Raw genomic sequence first — 14,771 nt, 5'->3', positions numbered from 1 at the left:
GTGGCTGTGCCCTCCTCGTGGATCCCTCGTGGCCGCTTCGACCTGACCAAGCAGCGTGGCAAGCCCGTTCGACCCTAACAGCAGAATTTAAGGCCCCGGCTTACCAACCCGGCGAAGCGATCGCCCCCGCGGCGGATACCCGATCCGCCCGCTACCACACGACAGGCACACTGTTGAACGTGACCGATGGGCAGCGCGTGGGCGGGATCCGCAGCTTCCTGCCCGCCGTGGAGGGCATGCGCGCATGCGCGGCCATGGGCGTCGTGGTCACCCACGTCGCCTTCCAGACCGGCCACTCCGGCGGCGCCGCCGGCCGGCTGTTCGGCCGCTTCGACCTCGCCGTGGCGGTGTTCTTCGCGCTGTCGGGGTTTTTGCTGTGGCGCGGGCACGCCGCCGCCGCAAGGGGATTGGGACCCGACGGTTTCCGCGGCCCGCGCACCGGCCACTACCTGCGCTCGCGGGTGGTCCGCATCATGCCCGCCTACGTGGTGGCGGTCGTGGTGATCCTGACCCTGCTGCCCGACGCGGATCACGCCAGCCCCACCGTGTGGCTGGCCAACCTGACGCTCACCCAGATCTACGTGCCGCTCACCCTGACCGGCGGCCTGACCCAGATGTGGAGCCTGTCCGTCGAGGTCACCTTCTATCTGGCGCTGCCGGTGATGGCGCTGCTGGCCCGGCGCCTGCCGGTCGGCGCCCGGGTGCCGGCGATCGCCGCGCTGGCGGCGCTGAGCTGGGCGTGGGGCTGGGCGCCGCTGGACACCGGCTCGGGGACCAACCCCCTGAACTGGCCGCCCGCGTTCTTCTCCTGGTTCGCCGCGGGGATGCTGCTCGCCGAGTGGGTGCACGGCGGGGTGGGCCTGCCGCACCGGCTGGCACGCCACCGGGTGGTGATGGCCGCGGTGGCGGTGGCGGCCTACCTGGTGGCGGCGTCGCCGCTGGCCGGTCCGGAGGGCCTGGTGCCCGGCACCGCCGCGCAGTTCGCGGTGAAGACGGCGGCGGGCTCGCTGGTGGCGTTCGCGTTGGTCGCCCCCCTCGTGCTGGACCGGCCCGACACGCCCCACCGCGTGCTGGGCAGCGCCGTCATGGTGACGCTGGGGCGGTGGTCCTACGGCCTGTTCGTGTGGCACCTGGCCGCGCTGGCGATGGTGTTCCCGGTGCTCGGGACGTTCCCGTTCACCGGCCGGATGCCGATGGTGTTGGTGTCCACGCTGATCTTCGGCTGGGCGATCGCCGCGGTCAGCTACGGCCTGGTCGAGGCGCCCTGCCGGGAGGCGCTGCGCCGCTGGGAGAAACGCCGCGAGCCGGCCGAGGAACGACGGGTCATCGACGCTGAGGCGGAGGCAATCGCGCCATGACGTCGGCGCGCACCGCGGATCGACGCGCCTTGCCGGCGTCGTCCCGCAACGGGGCGTCGACGAATTCGACGATGTGCGGCACCTTGTAGCCCGAGATGCGTTCGCGCAGAAAGGCTTTCACGTCCTCGGCGTCCAGCGTCGACCCGTCGGCGGTGTGCACCAGGGCGTACGGTACCTGGCCCAGGTCCCCGGCGTTGGGATCGGGGACCCCGACGACCAGGCAGGACATCACCTCCGGGTGCGCCGACAGCGCGTTCTCGATCTCGGCGGGGTAGACGTTGCGGCCCCCGACGGTGAACATGTCGACCCGGCGGTCCGACAGGTACAGGAACCCGTCTTCGTCGAAATGGCCGAGGTCGCCCAGCGAGTCCCAGCCGTCGCGGCTCTTCGCGGTGACCCCGACGTAGCGGTAGGTCGGCGGGCTGCCGGGGGCGGGGCGCATGTAGATCTCGCCGACCACCCCGGGCGGGCAGGGATTGCCGTCGTCGTCGAGCACCTTCATCTCGCCGGCGACCACGACGCCGACCGAGCCGCGGTGCGTCAGCCACTGGTCGCCGGAGATGAACGTCAGCGCCTGTAATTCGGTGCCGCCGTAGAGTTCCCACACCTTCTCCGGGCCCAGCAGGTCGATCCAGGCCTGCTTGACGGATGGTGGGCACGGCGCCCCGAGGTGCCAGAACCGGCGCAGGGACGACAGGTCGTAGGCCCCCGGGTTCGCGTGATAGACCGGCAGCGTCCGCTGCATGATCGTCGGCACCGTCGTCAAAAACGTCACCCGGTGATCGGTGATCAGCCGCAGGAAATGGTGCGGGTCGAAGCGGCTCATCAGCACCAGGTGGTGGCGCATCAGCAGCGCGATCGTCGCGGTGGTGAAGCCGGTGTTGTGGCTCAGCGGCACCGACACCAGCGTGGTGTCGCCCTCCTGCGCGCCCAGCGGGTAGCCGATGGCGGCCGGTATCCGGCTGTCGCCGCCGGACTCGATGAGCTTGGGCCGCCCGGTGCTGCCGCCGGAGCCCATCGCCTTCCACACCGGCGAGACCGCCTCGGGCAGCGCGGCGTCCGGCAGCGCCGGGTCGGGAACGAAACCCGCTGGCACACTTGGCAATTCGCGATGCTCGCGGCCCACCAGCAGCGCGGGTGGCCGCAGGTCCAGCAGCCCCTGCAACTCCGCGTCCGGCAACCGCGCGGACAGCGGCTGCGGCACCGCGCCCAGCTTCCAGCACGCCACCGCGGCCTGGATCCACTCGACGGAGTTCGGCAGCACCATGGTGACGTAGTCGCCGACCCCGACGCCGCGCTCGGCGTAGGCGCGGGCCAGCCGGTTCGTCGAGGCGTCGAGTTCGGCGCGGGTGAGCGTCAGCCCGTCGCAGCTCACGGCGGGCTCGTCGGGGGCGAGCCGGGCAAGCCGGGAAACCTGGGTGCCGATCGGCGGGACCGGCTCACTCATATGCACCCTGACGCTCGAAGATGCGCCGCGGGTTGTCGACCAGCATGGCGCGCAGCTGCTCGTCGGTGACGCCGCGCTGCTTGAGGGCGGGGATCACGTCGTTGTGGATGTGCAGGTAATGCCAGTTCGGCGCCATCTGCGGCAGCAGATCCTCGGGGAGCGCGTCGAAGTAGCAGTTGGCGTCGTGGGAGAGCACCATCTTGTCGGCGTGGCCGCGCTCGCACATCGTCGCCACGATGCCGACCCGCTCCTCGAACGGCAGGATCACGTCGATGCCGAAGCGGTCCATGCCCAGGTAGGAGCCGGCGGAGATCAGCTCCTCGAGGTAGCCGACGTCGGTGGAATCGCCGGAATGCCCGATGATCACGCGGCCGAGGTCGACGCCCTCCTCTTCGAAGATGCGCTGCTGTTCCAGCCCGCGCCGCAGCCCCGCGTGGGTGTGGGTGGAGATCGGGACGCCGGTGCGCTTGTGCGCCTGGGCGACGGCGCGCAGCACCCGCTCGACCCCGGGGGTGATGCCGGGTTCGTCGGTGGCGCACTTGAGGATGCCGGCCTTGATGCCGGTGTCGGCGATGCCCTGCTCGATGTCGCGGACGAACATCTCGGTCATGATCTCGGGGCCGTCCAGCAGCCCGCCGGGGCCTTCGTAGTGGAACCGGAAAGGAACGTCGTTGTAGGTGTAGAGCCCGGTCGCCACAACAATATTCAGCCCGGTGGCCGCGGCGACGCGCGCGATGCGCGGGATGTAGCGGCCCAGCCCGATCACGGTGAGGTCGACGATCGTGTCCACCCCGCGCGACTTGAGTTCGTTGAGCCGGTTGATGGCGTCGGCCACCCGCCGCTCCTCGTCGCCCCACGCTTCGGGATAGTTCAGCGCGATCTCGGTGGTCATGATGAACACGTGCTCGTGCATGAGCGTCACGCCGAGGTCGGCGGTATCGATGGGCCCGCGTGCGGTATTGAGTTCTGACACGCGTCCGATGCTAGGTCGATTCGGTGCCCGACCGACAGAGGCGATTTGTCCGGTGGGTCCCGACCGCGCCGCCACTGCAGTAGCGTCACCGCCATGTTGCTCAATCCCCACCGGCTGCAGCGGCGCTACCCGGATCGTCGCTCGGGGGAGATCATGGCCGCGACGGTGGACTTCTTCGAGTCCCGGGGCAAGGGCCGGCTGAAGGCCGACGACCACAACCGGGTCTGGTATTCCGACTTCCTCGACCACGTCGGGCGCGAGCGCATCTTCGCCTCGCTGCTGACGCCGTCGGAATACGGTGCGGGCGACTGCCGCTGGGACACCTACCGGATCAGCGAGTTCGCCGAGATCGTGGGCTTCTACGGGCTGAGCTACTGGTACCCGTTCCAGGTCACCGCCCTGGGCCTGGGCCCGATCTGGATGAGCGACAACTCCGACGCCAAGCGCAAGGCCGCAGCGCAGCTGGAGGGCGGCGAGGTGTTCGCGTTCGGGCTCTCCGAGCAGACGCACGGCGCCGACGTCTACCAGACCGACATGATCCTCACGCCTTCGGAGCAAGGCTGGGTCGCCAACGGCGAGAAGTACTACATCGGCAACGCCAACGTGGCCCGGATGGTCTCGACGTTCGGCAAGATCGCCGGCTCTTCAAAAGACCCGGAGTACGTGTTCTTCGCCGCAGACTCCCGCCACGACCGCTACGAGCTGATCAAGAACGTGGTGAACTCGCAGAACTTCGTCGCCAACTACGCGTTGCGGGACTACCCGGTCACCGAGGCCGACCTGCTGCACCGCGGGCCCGGCGCGTTCCACGCCGCCCTCAACACCGTCAACGTCTGCAAGTACAACCTGGGCTGGGGCGCCATCGGCATGTGCACCCACGCCATGTACGAGGCGGTCACGCACGCGGCCAACCGGTCCCTGTACGGGACGCTGGTCACCGATTTCTCGCACGTGCGACGGCTGCTCACCGACGCCTGTGCGCGGCTGATCGCGATGAAGCTGGTCGCCACCCGCGCCTGCGACTACATGCGCAGCGCGTCGGCGGCCGACCGCCGCTACCTGCTGTACAGCCCGCTCACCAAGGCGAAGATCACCAGCGAGGGCGAGCGCGTCGTCACCGCGCTGTGGGATGTCATCGCCGCCAAGGGCGTCGAGAAGGACACCTTCTTCGAGGCCGTCACCCGCGAGATCGGCCTGCTGCCCCGGTTGGAGGGCACCGTGCACATCAACATCGGGCTGCTGGGCAAGTTCATGCCCAACTTCCTGTTCGCGCCGAGCACCGAGCTGCCCGCGATAGGCCGCCGCGACGACGCCGCCGACGACACGTTCCTGTTCGCCCAGGGACCCACCGGGGGGCTGGGCCGGGTGCGGTTTTCCGACTGGCGGGCGCCGTTCGAGGGCTTCGCTCACCTGCCGAACGTCGCGCTGCTGCGCGAGCAGATCGATGTGCTCACCGAGATGCTCGCCAGCGCCACTCCGGATGCGTTGCAGCAGAAGGACATCGACTTCGCCTTCGCCGTGGGTCAGCTGTTCGCGACGGTGCCCTATGCGCAGCTGATCCTCGAGGAGGCCGGGATTTCGGGCGGGGCCGGATTGTCCGACGCGCTGATCGACCAGATCTTCGCCGTGCTGGTGCGCGACTTCAACGGCTACGCCGTGGAACTCGCCGACAAGCCCGCCACGACGGACGAACAGGCCCGGCTGGCGATGCGGATGATCCGGCGCCCGGCCCACGACCCGGCGCGCTACGACCAGGTCTGGAAGGAGCACGTCCTGCCGCTCAACGGCGCGTACCGGATGCGCCCGTGATTGCGGTGGCGGTGCCGTGCGAGCACTCTTGACTGTGACGCAGGTCACCGTAGAATGACCAGTGGTCATCGACCGGTGAGGAGGCCGCCATGCCGACAGTGACGTGGGCGCGCGTGGACCCCGCGCGCCGCGCGGCGGTGATCGAGGCCGCGGAAGCCGAGTTCGGCGCGCACGGGTTTTCGGGCGGCAGCCTGAACGTCATCGCGCGGCGGGCCGGGGTCGCCAAGGGCAGCCTCTTCCAGTACTTCGCGGACAAGCGGGACTTGTACGCCTTCATCGCCGACATCGGCAGCCAGCGGGTGCGCGCCTACATGGAGGACCTGATCATCAGGCTCGACCCGACCCGCCCGTTCTTCGACCACCTCACCGACCTGCTCGACGGCTGGGTGGCCTATTACGCCGAACACCCGCACGAGCGCGCGCTGCACGCCGCGGCGACCCTCGAGGTCGACACCGAGGCCCGCGTCAGCGTGCGCAACGTCATCCACCGCCACTACCTCGAGGTGCTGCGGCCGCTGGTGCACGCCGCGCAAACGCGCGGCGACCTGCGCCCCGACGCGGACACCGACGTGTTGCTGTCGCTGTTGCTGATGATCTTCCCGCACCTGGCGCTGGCCCCGTACATGCGCGGCCTGGATCCGATCCTCGGGCTCGACGAGCCCACCCCGGAGCAGCCGGCGCTGGCCGTGCGCAGGCTGGTCGCGGCGCTGAAGGCGGCGTTCGCGAAGGCGCCGCAACCCGCCGACCCTCACCCCACCCCAGTCCCGAAATGATCTGAAGGAGGTCACCATGACACGCACGAGTTCGGGGTCCATGGTCAAGGGCGGCCTCAACTGGGACAGCTTGCCGCTGCGGCTGTTTGCCGGCGGCAACGCGAAGTTCTGGAATCCCGCCGACATCGACTTCTCCCGCGACCGCGCCGACTGGGAGCGGCTGACCGACGACGAACGCCACTACGCCACCCGACTGTGCGCCGAGTTCATCGCCGGGGAGGAGGCGGTGGCCGAGGACATCCAGCCGTTCATGGCCGCGATGCGCGCCGAGGGCCGGCTGGGCGACGAGATGTACCTGACGCAATTCGCGTTCGAGGAGGCCAAGCACGTGCAGGTCTTCCGGATGTGGCTGGACGCCGTCGGCGTCACCGACGACCTGCACTGCTATCTGGACGACATCCCCACCTACCGCACGATCTTCTACGAGGAGCTGCCGGCCTGCCTGGGCGCCCTGAACACCGATCCGTCGCCGGCCGCCCAGGTCCGGGCGTCGGTCACCTACAACCACATGGTGGAGGGCATGTTGGCGCTGACCGGCTACTTCGGCTGGCACAAGATCTGCGTGGAACGCGGCATCCTGCCCGGCATGCAGGAACTGGTGAAGCGCATCGGCGACGACGAGCGGCGCCACATGGCGTGGGGCACGTTCACCTGCCGGCGCCACGTCGCCGCCGACGACGCCAACTGGGACGTGTTCGAAACGCGCATGAACGAGCTCATGCCGCTCGGGCTGCGCCTCATCGAAGAGGGCTTCGCCCTCTACGACCCGATGCCCTTCGGTCTTTCGACGGAGGAGTTCATGGCCTACGCCGCCGACAAGGGGATGCGGCGCTTCGGCACCATCTCCAGCGCGCGCGGGCGGCCGGTCGCCGAGATCGACCTCGACTACACCCCCGTGCAGCTGGAGGACACGTTCGCCGACGAGGACGAGAAGGCGCTGGCCGCGGTTTAGCGCGCTCCGCCTAGCTGATTCGCCGCTACTCGACCTTCTTGCCGCCGGCGGAGGAGCCGGTGTCGGCCGATCCGATCCAGACGGTTTTCGCGTTGCAGAATTCGCGGATGCCCAGGCCGGCGAGTTCGCGGCCGTAGCCGGAGCGCTTGACGCCGCCGAAGGGCAGTTCGGGGTGGGACACGGTCATGCCGTTGATGAAGACCTGCCCGGCCTCGATGTCGTCGATGAAGCGCTGTTGTTCGGCCTCGTCGTTGGTCCAGGCGTTGGAGCCGAGCCCGAAGGTGGTGGCGTTGGCGATCTCGATGGCCTCGTCGATGTCACCGGCCCGGTAGACCGAGGCGACCGGGCCGAACACCTCCTCGGAGTACAGGGCCATGTCCTTGGTGATGTCGGTGACCACCGTGGGCGGGTAATACCACCCGGGCCGGTCGAGGCGCTGGCCACCGCAGCGGATCACCGCGCCGGCCGCGGCGGCGTCTTCGACCTGCTTGGCGACCTCGTCGCGGCCGGACTCGGTGGCCAGCGGGCCCACGTCGGTGTCGGGATCGGTGGGGTCGCCGACCTTGAGCGCGGCCACCGCCTCGACGAACTTGTCGACGAACCGTTCGTAGATGTCGGCGTGGGCGATGAAGCGCTTGGCGGCGATGCAGGACTGGCCGTTGTTTTGGGTGCGGGCGGTGACCGCGGTCTTGACGGCCTCGTCGAGGTTGGCCGAGGGCATCACGATGAACGGGTCGCTGCCGCCGAGTTCGAGCACGGTGGGTTTGATCTCGTCGCCGGCGATGGCGGCCACCGATTGGCCGGCCGGTTCGCTGCCGGTCAGGGTGGCCGCGGCGACCCGAGGGTCGCGCAGGATGGTCTCCACGGCGCTCGAGGCCACCAGCAACGTCTGGAAGCAGCCCTCGGGGAAGCCGCCGCGGGCGATGACGTCGGCGAGATACAGCGCGCATTGCGGCACGTTGGAGGCGTGTTTGAGGATGCCGACGTTGCCGGCCATCAGCGCCGGCGCGGCGAAGCGCACCGCCTGCCACAGCGGGAAGTTCCACGGCATCACCGCCAGCACCACCCCCAGCGGCTGATACCGCGTGTAGGCCTTGGTCGCGCCCACCTTCGCCGCGTCCGCCGGCTCGTCGGCCAGCAGCCGCTCGGCGTTGTCGGCGTAGAAGCGAAAACCCTTGGCGCACTTGAGTACTTCGGCCTTCGCCGAGGCCAGCGTCTTGCCCATCTCCAGGGTCATCAGGGCGGCGGTTTCGTCGGCCTCCTTTTCCAAGAGGTCCGCGGTCGCGTTTGCCCACCCCGCGCGCTGGGCAAAGGTGGTGTTATGGCGGTAGTCCTGGAACCGGGCGTATGCGCGGGCGATGGCCGCGTCGACTTCTTCGTCGGTTGCCGGGGTGAAGGTTTTTACCGTCTCGCCGGTAGCCGGGTTGATGGTGGCGATGGGCACGCTGACATCCTTCGCGTTGGTGTTGGTAAGAGGTCCAACACCCAGCCTGCCACTATCGTTCCCTCGAGGGAGGTGTGAGGATGAGCAAGGCCGCGGAGCTGATGGTCAAGTGCCTGGAAAACGAGGGTGTCGCCGTGGTCTTCGGGTTGCCCGGCGAGGAGAACATACGTTTCGTGCAGGCGCTGGCCGCCTCGGACATCCGCTATGTGCTGACCCGCCACGAACAGGCCGCGGCGTTCATGGCGGAGATGTACGGGCGCGTCACCGGCCGCGCGGCGGTGGTGTCGTCCACCCTGGGGCCCGGCGCGATCAACATGCAACTCGGCGTCGCCGACGCCACCACCAACAGCACCCCGATGGTCGCGATCTCCGCGCAGGTGGGCCAGGACCGCGAGTACAAGGAATCCCACCAGTACGTCGACCTGGTATCGATGTACGCCCCGATCACGCGGTGGGCCGCCGGCATCCCCACCCCCCGCGCCATACCCGAGATGTTCCGCAAGGCGTTCAAGCTCGCCGAGAGCGAACGTCCCGCCGCGGTCTACCTGGCGGTACCCGAGCACATCGACGCCGACGTCACCGACTACCCCGACCTGGCGCCGTTGCCGCGCAACGTCGTTCGCGCCGAGGCGCCCGCGGCCCGCCAGGTCGAGCGGGCCGTGGACATCCTGCGCAACGCCCGCCGGCCGGTGGTGCTGGCCGGCCACGGCGCCGCCCGCGGCGACGCCACCGCCGCCCTGGTGCGGTTCTCCACCGAGTTCGGCATTCCGGTGGCCAACACCTTCCACGGCAAGGGCGTCATGCCCGACGACCACCCCAACAGCATCGGCACCCTGGGCTTCATGCGGCACGATTACGTCAACTTCGGGTTCGACCACGCCGATGTGGTGCTCGCCGTCGGCTACGAGCTGCAGGAATTCGACCCCGTCCGGATCAACCCCCACGCCGACAAGAAGATCATCCACATCCACCGGTTCCCCGCCGAGGTCGACGCGCACTACTCCGTCGACGTCGGGATCGTCGGCGACATCAGCGCCTCACTCGACGCCCTCACGGAAGCGCTCGAGGGCCACGCCTTCGCGGCCGAGCCCGAGGTGCCCGGCTGCGGCCTGCTTGCCGAGGAATTCGCCCGGGGACAACAGGATTCGCGCTACCCGCTGGCGCCGGCGCGGGTGGTCGCCGACACCCGCGAGGCGCTGGGCCGCAACGACGTGGTCCTGGTCGACACCGGCGCCACCAAGATGTGGATGGCCCGGCTCTACCCGACCTACGAACGGAACACCTGCCTGATCTCGAACGGCTTGTCCACCATGGCCTTTGCGCTGCCGGGGGCGCTCGGCGTCAAGCTGGCGCGCCCCGAGGCCAAGGTGCTGGCCGTCGTGGGCGACGGCGCGTTTTTGATGAACTCCCAGGAAATCGAGACCGCCGTGCGGGAGCGGATACCGCTGGTGGTGCTGATCTGGGAGGACGGCGGCTACGGCCTGATCGAGTGGAAGATGGACCTCGAACTCGGCGAGCACCACTACGTGAGGTTCTCCAACCCCGACATCGTGGGGTATGCGGAAAGCTTCGGCGCCAAGGGATATCGGATCAACAGCGCCGCGGAACTGCTGCCGACGCTGAAGGCCGCGCTCGACGACGACGGCGTCTCGCTGATCTCCTGCCCGGTCGACTATTCCGACAACCTGCGATTGACCGACCGCCTCGGCGAGCTGGACGAGACGCTGTAAGACGCCTCGGGGGGGCCACGGGACAGTCGGCGAATCCGTCCGGCTCGGGATAGGCGTAGGAGTAGAACGCTCCCTCATCGGCCCCGCCCGACCAGAAACCGGCGCTGCTCAGCTCGCGTGAATACCCTTCCACCATCACCCAGTCGCCGCAGTTGGGCGCGCCGCCCGGATGGTGGGGGCGGGCCGCCCCGAGAACCGCGTGCAGGCGAGATTCATTGCGCCCCAGAAGAAATGGACCGGGCTGGCCTTGCCGACGAAACTCGACCGGGAATCGTGGATGGCTGACCAACGGCGCGTGCGCCAACCGGATCTTGCCGACGATTTGCGTCCACATGTGCAGCGTATCCCGGGTGGGTGTCCACTCGTCGACCCGCAGCGCGGGCCACACGCAGTCCGTCGGGCACCCATGGTTCCTCCCTGCGTCGCGGCGTCGGTGGTGAGGGGATTGACCCGGACCCGCGGCGGGAAACGTCGGCGGGCGACTAATGACCGCACCATCCCGAGTCGCGGGTCATGATGGAAAGATGGCGCAGCGTGATCGCGACGAATCCGGTCGGCCACGGAGTGCCCGACCGCGCGACGCCCTGGGGCGACCGCTTCCGCCGGGCAGTGCGGGCGTTCCACGCATTCCGGACGACCTGGCGCTGGCGCCGACCGATACCCTGGCCTATGCCCAGGATCTGCTGGATCGAGGCCTCGCATTCAACGCGCACGAGGTGCTCGAGGCCGCCTGGAAGAACGGTCCGGCCCACGAGCAGACACTCTGGCAAGGCCTGACACAGCTCGCGGTGGGGATCACCCACGTCCAGCGGGGCAACCGCAAGGGGGCCAGCGCGCTGCTTCGTAGGGCCGCCGCCCACCTGGCCCAGGAGGATCCGCCGGCACCGCACGCTATCGACGTCGCCGGGTTGGTGGAATACGTCGATGCGCTGATCAAGGACCTCGCGGCCGGGGTCGATGTCACCGCGTCGCGGCTACGACCCCGCCTGGTGGTCTGAATGTGTGGTAGCCGCAGTAAGGCTGGCGTCGCGGCAGAAAGCCTGACCGTTCTCGAGCTTTCGGCGATGCGCTGGTAGTGGATACGGTGTGTTACATGCGTCGCGTGGACTACGTGATCCAGTATGTCGAGTCGCTCGAGCGGTCGGTGGCGTTCTACCGCGACGCGATCGGGCTCGAGGTGCGCATCGAGGGCGACGGCTACGTCGAGTTCGCGATGGACAACACCAAGTTCTCGCTCTTCGAACGCTCAAAGCTGCCGGGGCTGATCGGTCGCGAAGGCGGCAACGCACCGTGCGGCGAGATCGGCTTCCTGATCGACGACGTCGATCGGGAAGCGGAGCGGTTGCAGGGGCTCGGTGTCGAGATCCTCAGCGGGCCGGTGGATCGGCCATGGCGCGAAAGGACGCTGCACATTGCCGACCCCGACGGCAACATCATCGAATTCGCGCAGAAGTTGCGCTGACTCCGGGCAGGTTGACGAGATCTGCCTATCGGGACGAAGGTTGCCACGGTCCCTGCGAAGCCAGGTGATGTCACCCGCGACAGCGTTGGCGATGACGACATGGTCGGCCTTTCCGCGCAGATCGAATCAGACAGGGCCACAGGCGATCTGCACGCGCGGTCCAGACGGCCTCAGTGCTGCTTGACCACCGCCCGGGGCGCGGTGCGCCACACCCGGCGGCCGTCCGGGTCCTCCCGGGGCGGGTCCAGGAGCAACACGGTTCGACCCTCGAGCCACACCGGATGCACCCACTCACCCAGCTCGATCCGCTCGCCGGGCCCCGGCCGGCGATGGTCGCCGTCGCGGGCGTGGTCGAGGGGTATGAGCCCGCGCAGCTCGTCGAGGGTGGCCTGGCCGGGAAGCTCGTAGAGGCCCGGCAGGGTGATGAACAGGCCGTCGTTGCCCGACAGATGCAGCCCGACCGCGGCCAACGCGCCCAGCACCCCGTCCTGGGTGCCGCCGTGTCCGGAAAGATGCACGCCCAGACTCGCCGCGAGTTCGCGGGCCTCGTTGGTGCGCAGCACTTCTCGCTTGGCGCGACGACCGAAATCCACCAGCGCCGACGCCGCACCGTCCAGCTCACGCGGGATCGCGACGACGAGCCCCGGGTCGGCATCGGGTGGGCAGACGCGCTCGAGGAACCGCGCGGACAGCTCGATGACCTTGGCGAGCACCGCCCGTGGGTTCCCGTCGGCGCTGCGCCAGGCCAGGCAGGCGCTGGAATTGTGTGACGTGTAGGGGATTCGATCGTCGACGAGGAGCTGGTGGCGGGTCGCCCCCGCCGGGGCGCCCAGGCCCGCGTCGGCGAGCTCGCGCAGCAGCGCCCGTGCGCGGCGGCCCGTTCCGGGGCTGCGCAGGTCGTCGGTGTCGTCGATGCCGATCAGCAGATCCACCCCGGCCAGCGCCCGCTTCCCGGTCACGGGTTGACCACCAGCGCCGTGACGTCGCGCACCCATCGATCGCGGCCGAGTTGGGTTCCGGTGAGCTTCAGCGTGTTTCGCTTCGTCACGTTCAGGATGACCTGCTCGGTGAGCTCGGCGTCGGTCAGCGTCTGCGCGGGGTCGCGACCTTCGACGCGCACGCGGTCGACGCCGGCGGCGTTCGCGGCCCGCAGCACCGAGCGCACGGTGGGTCCCTGCTGGACCTGTGCGCCGCGCGATTGCGGTGTGGCGATCTGCACCTGCGGGAGGTTCCGCAATTGCGGCAACGTGAAGCGGCCGAGGACCCGCTGGTCCTGGCGCACGACGAGCGGCCTCGCGCCGCCGGTCGCCGCCCCCGCGCACGAAGCGACCCCGCTACCGACCACCGCCGAGGCCAAAACCGCGATGAGCAGCCGGAGGGCACTGAACCGCATGTACACAAATTAGTGCGGGGAAACGTCCTCATTCAAGGAGTCAATGCGGGTAATGTTCCGCAGGTGATGTCTTCGGCCCTCACCCGCCCGGTCAACCGCGTTGTCGCTCGAGAGGTCGTGTTCCCCGCAATGGCGGTGGTCGCGATCGTGGCGTACGCGGACGTCCGCATTCCGATGTGCCTGCCCGGGCATCGGGGCTTGATCTGGCTGACCCTTTTGGTTGGGGTTGTGTTGGCGACCCACCGGCGGGCGACGGTGGTCGCGGTCGGGGCGGCCTCGACGGTCGCGACGTTCGCGATGCATTTCCCGGGCGCGGGGGTCAGCGTGCGCTACGTGGCGGCCGCCGTCCTGCTGTACGCGGTGGCCGCGACACCCGTCGCCGGGACGCGGCGGTGGTTGGTGGTGCTCGCCGCCGCGCCGATTCACCTGGTCGCGCTCGCCGACTCGGGTGGGGTTCTGTTCGGGGCGTGGATGACCGAAAGGGCGTTGTTCCACTTGGGTTTCGGGCTGGCGGCGGGCCTGCTCGGTTGGGTGATCGCGGCCGCGACGCTCAAGGGGTGTGAACCATGACTTTACGGGTCGTTCCCGAGGGTCTGGCGGCGACCAGCGCGGCCGTGGAAGCGATCACCGCCCGCCTGGCGGCGGCGCACGCCGCGGCGGTCCCGACGATCTCGACGGTGCTACCGCCCGGGTCCGACCCCGTTTCGGTGCAGGCGGCGCTGCAGTTCAGCGCGGAGGCGGCTCAGCACGAAACGGCGGCGGGGCGCGGTGTCGAGGTGTTGGGCCGAGCGGGGGTGGGCGTCGAACACGCCGGCGCCAACTACGCCGTCGGCGACGCGGCAGCCGCGTCGACGTACGGGTGAGCATGCTGGCGCCGATCTGGATGGCGTTCCCGCCGGAGGTGCATTCGGCGTTGCTCAGCTCGGGCCCGGGACCGGGGCCGCTGCTCGCCGCCGCCCAGACCTGGACCGCGTTGAGCGTCGAATACCAGACCGCCGCGGCCGAACTCGGGGCGGTGCTGGCGGGGGCGCAACAGGTGTGGGAGGGGCCGACCGCGGCCGCATACGTCGCCGCGCACGGGCCGTATCTGGACTGGCTGGCGCTGGCCGGCATGCTCAGCGCCGAGGCGGGCGCGCGGCACGAGGCCGTGGCCGGGGCGTACGCCGCCGCGCTGGCGGCGATGCCGACCCTGGCCGAGCTGGCCGCCAACCACGCGATCCATGCGGTCCTGGTGGCGACGAATTTCTTTGGCGTCAACACCATTCCGATCGCGGTCAACGAGGCCGACTACGCGCGCATGTGGACCCAGGCCGCCACGACGATGAGCACCTACCAGGCCACCACAGAGGCCGCACAGGCCCGCGGCGGGGCCGGTGGCGGCGGCGGTGGCCTGGTAGGTGCTCATCGTCGTGGCGGCCTGGGTCCACATG

14 protein-coding genes and 2 pseudogenes are annotated in these 14,771 nt (G+C 69.4%); 10 read left to right on the top strand and 6 right to left on the bottom strand.

Annotated features, from left to right (window positions below; all coding sequences use genetic code 11):
* Nucleotides 1-142 precede the first annotated feature (142 nt).
* A pseudogene (locus tag BST11_RS18480) lies at nucleotides 143-1,358 on the top strand (acyltransferase family protein).
* Here the strand turns inward: BST11_RS18480 and BST11_RS18475 are convergent.
* Both BST11_RS18475 and BST11_RS18470 read right to left on the bottom strand, forming a co-directional pair.
* Nucleotides 1,324-2,805 carry an AMP-binding protein gene (locus BST11_RS18475; protein WP_083139340.1) on the bottom strand — a complete coding sequence of 494 codons (1,482 nt, stop codon included), beginning with the start codon at nucleotides 2,803-2,805 and terminating at the stop codon, nucleotides 1,324-1,326. The pseudogene BST11_RS18480 and the gene BST11_RS18475 sit on opposite strands and share 35 nt — an antisense overlap.
* Entirely contained in the window at nucleotides 2,798-3,778 is a 981-nt protein-coding gene (locus tag BST11_RS18470; protein ID WP_083139339.1) for a phosphotriesterase family protein, read from the bottom strand. Before BST11_RS18470 ends, BST11_RS18475 begins: the two co-directional genes overlap by 8 nt.
* A gap of 93 nt (nucleotides 3,779-3,871) precedes the next feature.
* Between BST11_RS18470 and BST11_RS18465 the strand changes: the two genes are divergently transcribed.
* The 3 genes from BST11_RS18465 (at nucleotide 3,872) to BST11_RS18455 (ending at nucleotide 7,312) form a co-directional block, all read left to right on the top strand.
* The gene (locus BST11_RS18465; RefSeq protein ID WP_083139338.1) at nucleotides 3,872-5,587 is read left to right on the top strand and encodes an acyl-CoA dehydrogenase family protein; all 1,716 of its coding nucleotides are present in this window, start codon (nucleotides 3,872-3,874) and stop codon (nucleotides 5,585-5,587) included.
* Between the two features lie 89 nt (nucleotides 5,588-5,676).
* Nucleotides 5,677-6,360: a TetR/AcrR family transcriptional regulator gene (locus tag BST11_RS18460; protein ID WP_083139337.1), complete on the top strand. Its 684-nt coding sequence runs from the start codon at nucleotides 5,677-5,679 to the stop codon at nucleotides 6,358-6,360.
* Nucleotides 6,361-6,376: 16 nt separating this feature from the next.
* Complete coding sequence (locus tag BST11_RS18455; protein ID WP_083139336.1) at nucleotides 6,377-7,312, top strand: R2-like ligand-binding oxidase; 936 nt, start codon at nucleotides 6,377-6,379, stop codon at nucleotides 7,310-7,312.
* Nucleotides 7,313-7,337: 25 nt separating this feature from the next.
* On the opposite strand, the gene BST11_RS18450 is transcribed toward BST11_RS18455, so the two are convergent.
* A complete protein-coding gene (locus BST11_RS18450) occupies nucleotides 7,338-8,756 on the bottom strand; it encodes an NADP-dependent succinic semialdehyde dehydrogenase (protein WP_083139335.1) in 1,419 nt (472 codons plus the stop codon).
* Nucleotides 8,757-8,836: 80 nt separating this feature from the next.
* On the opposite strand from BST11_RS18450, the gene BST11_RS18445 reads away from it, so the two are divergent.
* The gene (locus tag BST11_RS18445; RefSeq protein ID WP_083139334.1) at nucleotides 8,837-10,486 is read left to right on the top strand and encodes an acetolactate synthase large subunit; all 1,650 of its coding nucleotides are present in this window, start codon (nucleotides 8,837-8,839) and stop codon (nucleotides 10,484-10,486) included.
* Nucleotides 10,487-10,553: 67 nt separating this feature from the next.
* On the opposite strand, the pseudogene BST11_RS29300 reads toward BST11_RS18445, so the two are convergent.
* A pseudogene (locus tag BST11_RS29300) lies at nucleotides 10,554-10,702 on the bottom strand (DUF5996 family protein); the annotation flags it as partial.
* A gap of 308 nt (nucleotides 10,703-11,010) precedes the next feature.
* On the opposite strand from BST11_RS29300, the gene BST11_RS18435 reads away from it, so the two are divergent.
* On the top strand, nucleotides 11,011-11,484 hold the full coding sequence (locus BST11_RS18435) for a DUF309 domain-containing protein (protein WP_083139333.1): 474 nt from the start codon (nucleotides 11,011-11,013) through the stop codon (nucleotides 11,482-11,484).
* A gap of 95 nt (nucleotides 11,485-11,579) precedes the next feature.
* Nucleotides 11,580-11,948 (top strand): VOC family protein, encoded by a 369-nt coding sequence (locus BST11_RS18430; protein ID WP_067315642.1) that lies wholly within the window; start codon nucleotides 11,580-11,582, stop codon nucleotides 11,946-11,948.
* Nucleotides 11,949-12,118: 170 nt separating this feature from the next.
* On the opposite strand, the gene BST11_RS18425 is transcribed toward BST11_RS18430, so the two are convergent.
* On the bottom strand, nucleotides 12,119-12,907 hold the full coding sequence (locus BST11_RS18425) for a hypothetical protein (protein ID WP_083139332.1): 789 nt from the start codon (nucleotides 12,905-12,907) through the stop codon (nucleotides 12,119-12,121).
* Nucleotides 12,904-13,341 (bottom strand): hypothetical protein, encoded by a 438-nt coding sequence (locus BST11_RS18420; RefSeq protein ID WP_083139369.1) that lies wholly within the window; start codon nucleotides 13,339-13,341, stop codon nucleotides 12,904-12,906. Before BST11_RS18420 ends, BST11_RS18425 begins: the two co-directional genes overlap by 4 nt.
* 66 nt (nucleotides 13,342-13,407) lie before the next feature.
* Between BST11_RS18420 and BST11_RS18415 the strand changes: the two genes are divergently transcribed.
* From BST11_RS18415 to BST11_RS18405, 3 genes are all read left to right on the top strand, one after another.
* Nucleotides 13,408-13,911, top strand: a complete 504-nt coding sequence (locus BST11_RS18415; RefSeq protein WP_083139331.1) for a hypothetical protein — start codon at nucleotides 13,408-13,410, stop codon at nucleotides 13,909-13,911.
* Entirely contained in the window at nucleotides 13,908-14,204 is a 297-nt protein-coding gene (locus BST11_RS18410; RefSeq protein ID WP_083139330.1) for a PE family protein, read from the top strand. Before BST11_RS18415 ends, BST11_RS18410 begins: the two co-directional genes overlap by 4 nt.
* Nucleotides 14,205-14,206: 2 nt before the next feature.
* The coding region (locus tag BST11_RS18405; protein ID WP_211284734.1) for a PPE family protein at nucleotides 14,207-14,771 on the top strand (565 nt) is incomplete at its 3' end.

This window comes from Mycobacterium alsense (genome assembly GCF_002086635.1).
Taxonomy (GTDB): domain Bacteria; phylum Actinomycetota; class Actinomycetes; order Mycobacteriales; family Mycobacteriaceae; genus Mycobacterium; species Mycobacterium alsense.
This window is presented reverse-complemented; position numbering and strand designations above follow the sequence as displayed.